The sequence below is a fragment of the Euryhalocaulis sp. genome, assembly GCF_013911995.1.
GTDB lineage: Bacteria > Pseudomonadota > Alphaproteobacteria > Caulobacterales > Maricaulaceae > Euryhalocaulis > Euryhalocaulis caribicus.
Genome location: NZ_JACESD010000084.1, coordinates 1 through 5,179, shown reverse-complemented (window position 1 = coordinate 5,179; position 5,179 = coordinate 1). Strand labels below are relative to the sequence as shown.

Below are 5,179 nucleotides of genomic sequence, written 5' to 3'. Positions count from 1 at the left end.
GAACCGCGCGGCGCGTCTCTTTGTGGACGCGAAACATACAAACACACGGTAACCGGCGTCCCGAAAGACGCGCCGCGCCACCCTCGTGTTTTCTTGGATAACTCTGCGGCCAGCGGGCCGTGGAGGCGGAGGCGTTCACCCCAACGAGTCCCCGGAAATCGCAAAGCGATTATCCGGGGTCCAGAGATAGCGGCTCCGTTGCAGGCTGGATCCCGGACAATGGCTGCGCCATTTCCGGGAGCTGAAAGAGTGAAAGGCAATAAAAAGAACGTCATCCTCCGACGGACCCCGGCCTTGAGCCGGGGGAAGATCGGAGGACCCAGTTGAAGTCTTTGCGCCCCAAGCTCCCTGGGTCCTCCGGTCAAGCCGGAGGATGACGGTGAAGAGAGGGGAGAGGAGAGAAAAAACCCTCGCCCCTCAAACCTCGTCGCCCGGGGTCAGATGGGAGATCACATAGCGCACGGTGGAGAGCAGCATCAGCACGGTCGAGATCATCAGCCCCGCCAGCAGCGCAATCAGCGTCACCAGGATGAAATAGAGCGAAGAATACCAGCCGTGCGGAATCTTCTCGAACTCGCCCACCGGCAATTGCAGCATCAGCAGAAGCAGGATCGATCCACCCAGCGTGAACGCCGCCACCGTGCTGATCCGGTTGATGGAGCGGAACACCCATTCGTCGAACTCGGTGTCTCCGCGCCGCGCGAAACCCAGCAGGGTCAGCATCAGCGCCATGATGGTGGCCGACGCCGTGGCGATGGCCGCGCCGAAATAAAGCGAGGTCTGCTGCAGCGCGCTGATCAGGTCCAGCGCCGCCCGGACGCCGTAAATTCCGCCGATCAGGAACTTGACCCCCAGCACCACGACCACGGCCAGCCCGCCGCCGGCATAGGCCCATCTGGGACTGCGAAACCTGAAAGGGTCGGACATGGATTAAAGCCGCTCCGCCGCGAATGTGTCGCAGGAGTCCATCGCGCCGCTGTCATAGCCCGCCATGAACCAGCGCTGGCGCTGCTCGGCCGAACCGTGCGTGAAGCTGTCGGGCGTCACCCGCCCTTGCGCGCGGCGCTGCAGCGTATCATCCCCCACCGCCGCGGCCGCCCTCAGCCCTTCCTGGATGTCGCCCTGTTCAAGAATGCCGTTCATCCGGTCAGCCCGCGCCGCCCAGACCCCGGCATAACAGTCCGCCTGCAACTCCACTCGCACCTGCACGGTGTTGGCTTCGGTCTGCGAAAGGCGTTGTTTCATGGCATTGGCCCGGTCCAGAACGCCGGTGACATTCTGCACGTGATGGCCGACCTCGTGCGCGATCACATAGGCCGGCGCGAAGTCGCCCGACGCGCCCAGCTGCCCGCTCAATTCATCGAAGAAGGTCAGATCGATGAATATCTTGCGGTCCGGCGGGCAATAGAACGGCCCCACCGCGGCGCTGGCGAACCCGCAGCCCGAAGGCACGGCGTCGGAAAACAGCACCAGCGCCGGTTCCGGGTAATCCATCCCCTGCTCCAGGAAGACCTGATTCCAGACATCTTCGGTGTCGGCCAGGATCACGGCGGAAAACTCCGCTTCCTCTTCCTGCCCCGGCGGAACCTCGCCTTGGCTGGCGACCGTCTGGCCGCCGCCTCCGGTCAGCAGGTTCAGCACCGGCTGGAGATCGCCGCCAAACAGCCAGACGCCGCCCACGATCAGCACCACGAACACAAGGCCGCGAAACCCGAAAATCCGGAAGATCAGGGGCAGCAGCGCAAGCCCCCCGCCGCCGCGGGAAAAACGCTGGCCGCGCCGGTCCTCGATATTCCCGCTGCGCCGGCGATTTCGCCATTCCACCATTTTCGTATGTCTCCTATGCGCTCACGAATTATGAAATCGGCGTCATGTGCCTTCAAACCGCCCGATGAATACCTATCTTGCCCTGTCCGCGTGCTGGAACAAAGGCTCCAGCGCGCGGGTTTCGGGGTAGAGGGAGATTATCCATGACCAACGTTCCTGCGCTATCGCTGTCGCCCGAACAAGGACTCAGCCGTTACCTGTCCGAGATCCGCAAATTTCCAATGCTGGAGAAGGACGAGGAGTTCATGCTGGCCAAAAGCTGGGCCGAGCATGAGGACGCCAAAGCCGCGCATAAGCTGGTTACCTCCCATCTGCGCCTGGTCGCCAAGATCGCCATGGGCTATCGCGGCTATGGCCTGCCCATCGGCGAAGTGATTTCCGAGGGCAATGTCGGCCTGATGCAGGCGGTCAAGAAATTCGATCCGGACAAGGGCTTCCGCCTGGCGACTTACGCCATGTGGTGGATCCGCGCCTCTATCCAGGAATATATCCTGCGCTCCTGGTCGCTCGTGAAGATGGGCACCACGGCGGCGCAGAAGAAGCTGTTCTTCAATCTCCGCCGCCTGAAAGGCGAGATGAAGGCGCTGGAAGAAGGCGACCTGACGCCGGAGCATGTCGAGGAAATCGCCACCAAGCTGGGCGTGACCGAGGAAGAGGTCACCTCCATGAACCGCCGCATGACCGGGGGCGACGCCTCCCTGAACGCGCCGCTGAAGTCGGATTCAGAGTCGCAGTGGCAGGACTGGCTGGAAGACAACGACACCCCGGATCAGGAAACCACGGTCGCCGACTCCGAAGAATTCACCGTCCGCATGGAGATGCTTCAGGAAGCGATGAGCGCCCTGAATGAGCGCGAACGCCATATCATCCAGGAGCGCAAGCTCTCCGACGAGCCCAAAACGCTCGAGGAACTGGCCCAGGTCTATGGCGTCTCCCGCGAACGCATCCGCCAGATCGAGGTCCGCGCGTTCGAAAAGCTCCAGGAAGCCATGCGCAACGACGCCCGCGACCGCGGCCTGATCGAGGAAGAAGAGCTGGAAACGGTCTGACGCCGTTTCCAGCCGCCTTTCAAAGCCTGTCCCAGTAGCGTTCCATCCGGTCCACGAAGCCGCTTGGCGGACCGGCGAACAGGGCCTCGCCCAGCGGCCGCGCCTTGCGGCGCAGCTCCCGGCTGCGGATGCGTGACAGCCCCGCCAGCGCCTCGGCCGAGGCCGCGCCCCCGAACGCTGCCGGTTCGCCCAGGATCGTCTCCCGCAGCACCGCCAGATTGTGATCTTCACCCGTCAGGTTGGACAGCGTCTTGGAGTAATCGCCAAAATCTTCCAGCGCCTCGTTCCACACCGGCTTGAACAGGCGGACATTCAGCCACAGCGCCTTCAGCGGCTTGCGCCATTCGTGAAACGCCTCGGCGTCGCCGCTCTTATAGGCCTCCGAAAAACGCCTCAGAGCCGTGCGGTAAGTGCGTTTCAAGCCCGGACGGATTGCCGCGAAATCCTTGTGTTTCAGGGATATCTTCCCGACCGGCCGGCGCGCCTCCTCCAGCGCTTCGGCCAAATCCTCGAACAGGACGCGATTATCCAGCGCCCAGTCCGTCATCGCCGCATGGCGATGCGCCAGTTCCGCGCGGATCGTCATGAATGCGCCCGGCTCCAGTTGCTCGCCATAATGCGCCAGCAGGGCGTCGAACGATTCCAGGATGGCGCGGGCGTCGCGCAGATCGGACAGCACGCGGCCGAAATCGCGGAAGATGGCGTTGTTCCGCCGATAGGCCTTCTTGCCCATGTCCTCGCGGACCAGCCGGAACAGCGCGCGGATTTTCTTCAGCCGCTTGCGCGCGGCGAAAGCAGCCGCATCGGGGTTCGGCCCGCGCAGATCCGCGACCGCCTTGCCGATCTGCTCGCCGGCGATCCGCTTCACGCCCTCCTCGGGCGTTTCTCCCGGCTCAAAACGATATCCCATGCATGCTCCGCTGAAGGTCCGCCAATATAATAGACCAAGGCCGACAGGCCCCGCCATGTTCCCTTCTGCACCGCAAAACTCGACGCGCAGAGCCCACGGCGCTAGGTCCCCTGTTGAATCAAATCCCGGGGGATCGACATGACAATCCGCACGTTCATGGCGGCGCTGGCCGCTTTTTTCTGCCTGACCGCCGCCGCTGCAGCGCAAGTTTCAAGCGACTATGCGCGCCTGATCGAAGACGCGGCCACCTATCAGGATGAAGCGCAATTCGCGGCCACGCTGGCGCTGGTCGCCCGCAACGCCGAAGGCGGCCAAGCCGCAGTGATGGATACGGTCGCGCTGGTCGCCCCGGATCGCGCCGGTGAAGCCTATGCGGCGCTGGGCGTGGAAGATTCAGCTCCGGTCATGGTCGCAGAAGCTGAAACCACCGAAGCGGTGGCGGCCGAGACTGCGGAAGCCGGCGAAGCCCCGGCGGATGACTGGTCCTGGCGCCGCCCGTTCAGCGCGTTTGAAGATAACGGCCCCCTCGCCGCCTGGTCCGGCAAGGTGCGTGCGGGCCTGCGCGTCGATAGCGGCAATTCGGATCACCAGAGCTACACGCTGGGCGTGGATGTAACGCGGGAGCTGATCGGCTGGGGTTTCGACGGCTCCATCGACTATGCCTATTCCGAAACCGATAATGTCACCGGCGTCGACGAGCTGATTGTCGATGCGCGCGGCGAGCGCGAACTGGGCGAACGCTGGACCGCCTTCGTGGAAGGCAATTACGAGCGCGACGAACTGGCCAGCTTTGACTTTACCGCCTTTGCCGGCGCGGGTCTGGGCTATCGCATTTTCGAACGCGAAGACCTGAACTGGACCCTTCGCGCCGCCCCCGGCGCGCGCTTTACCGACCCGATCGGCGGCGAACTTCAGACCGACCCGGCCGTCGAGCTTGGCTCAAGCTTCGAATGGGCGCTGACCGAGACCGCCAGCCTGACTTCCGAAAGCAGCGTCATCGTCGCCGACGCCGCCAGCGCGGACCAGGAATTTGCCCTGACCACGCGTGTGGGCGGGGCCTGGGCGGTCGAGCTGAAATACCGCTACCAGTACGAATTCGAGCCGCTCCCCGGCTTCGAGAACGCCGACAGCCGCGTTGACGTTTCGCTCGTGAGGGAGTTCTGACATAAAAAAAGCGGCCCCGAACGGGGCCGCTTTTCTCTTGCATCCGGGATGCTTACTGCATCCAGACATCGCCAGAGACGTCGGTGTTCATCGCGTCCTGCATGTCGGGAAGCGCGGGAGCGTCAGACGCCGCAGCAACTTGCGCCACTTCGGCGGCTTGCGTCGTGCTCGCCATCGCATCGCTGCCGAGATTATCAACCGCGATGATCTCGTTGTAGAACTCGATGCT

General features: G+C 63.5%; 5 protein-coding genes. 2 read left to right on the top strand and 3 right to left on the bottom strand.

All coding sequences use genetic code 11. The features are described 5' to 3' along the window. Positions 1-417 precede the first annotated feature (417 nt). On the bottom strand, positions 418-927 hold the full coding sequence (locus tag H2040_RS14260) for a hypothetical protein (protein ID WP_022697652.1): 510 nt from the start codon (positions 925-927) through the stop codon (positions 418-420). 3 nt (positions 928-930) lie between these two features. Beyond that, the gene (gene ypfJ, locus H2040_RS14255; protein ID WP_502709345.1) at positions 931-1,824 is read right to left on the bottom strand and encodes a KPN_02809 family neutral zinc metallopeptidase; all 894 of its coding nucleotides are present in this window, start codon (positions 1,822-1,824) and stop codon (positions 931-933) included. A gap of 146 nt (positions 1,825-1,970) precedes the next feature. Between ypfJ and rpoH the strand changes: the two genes are divergently transcribed. Further along, a complete protein-coding gene (gene rpoH, locus H2040_RS14250; protein WP_287158258.1) occupies positions 1,971-2,876 on the top strand; it encodes an RNA polymerase sigma factor RpoH in 906 nt (301 codons plus the stop codon). A gap of 19 nt (positions 2,877-2,895) precedes the next feature. Here rpoH and H2040_RS14245 read toward each other — a convergent pair whose 3' ends face one another. Continuing rightward, the gene (locus H2040_RS14245) at positions 2,896-3,786 is read right to left on the bottom strand and encodes a CHAD domain-containing protein (protein ID WP_287158257.1); all 891 of its coding nucleotides are present in this window, start codon (positions 3,784-3,786) and stop codon (positions 2,896-2,898) included. 138 nt (positions 3,787-3,924) lie between these two features. Here H2040_RS14245 and H2040_RS14240 point away from each other — a divergent pair, with 138 nt between their 5' ends. After that, positions 3,925-4,950: a DUF481 domain-containing protein gene (locus H2040_RS14240; RefSeq protein WP_287158256.1), complete on the top strand. Its 1,026-nt coding sequence runs from the start codon at positions 3,925-3,927 to the stop codon at positions 4,948-4,950. Positions 4,951-5,179 lie beyond the last annotated feature (229 nt).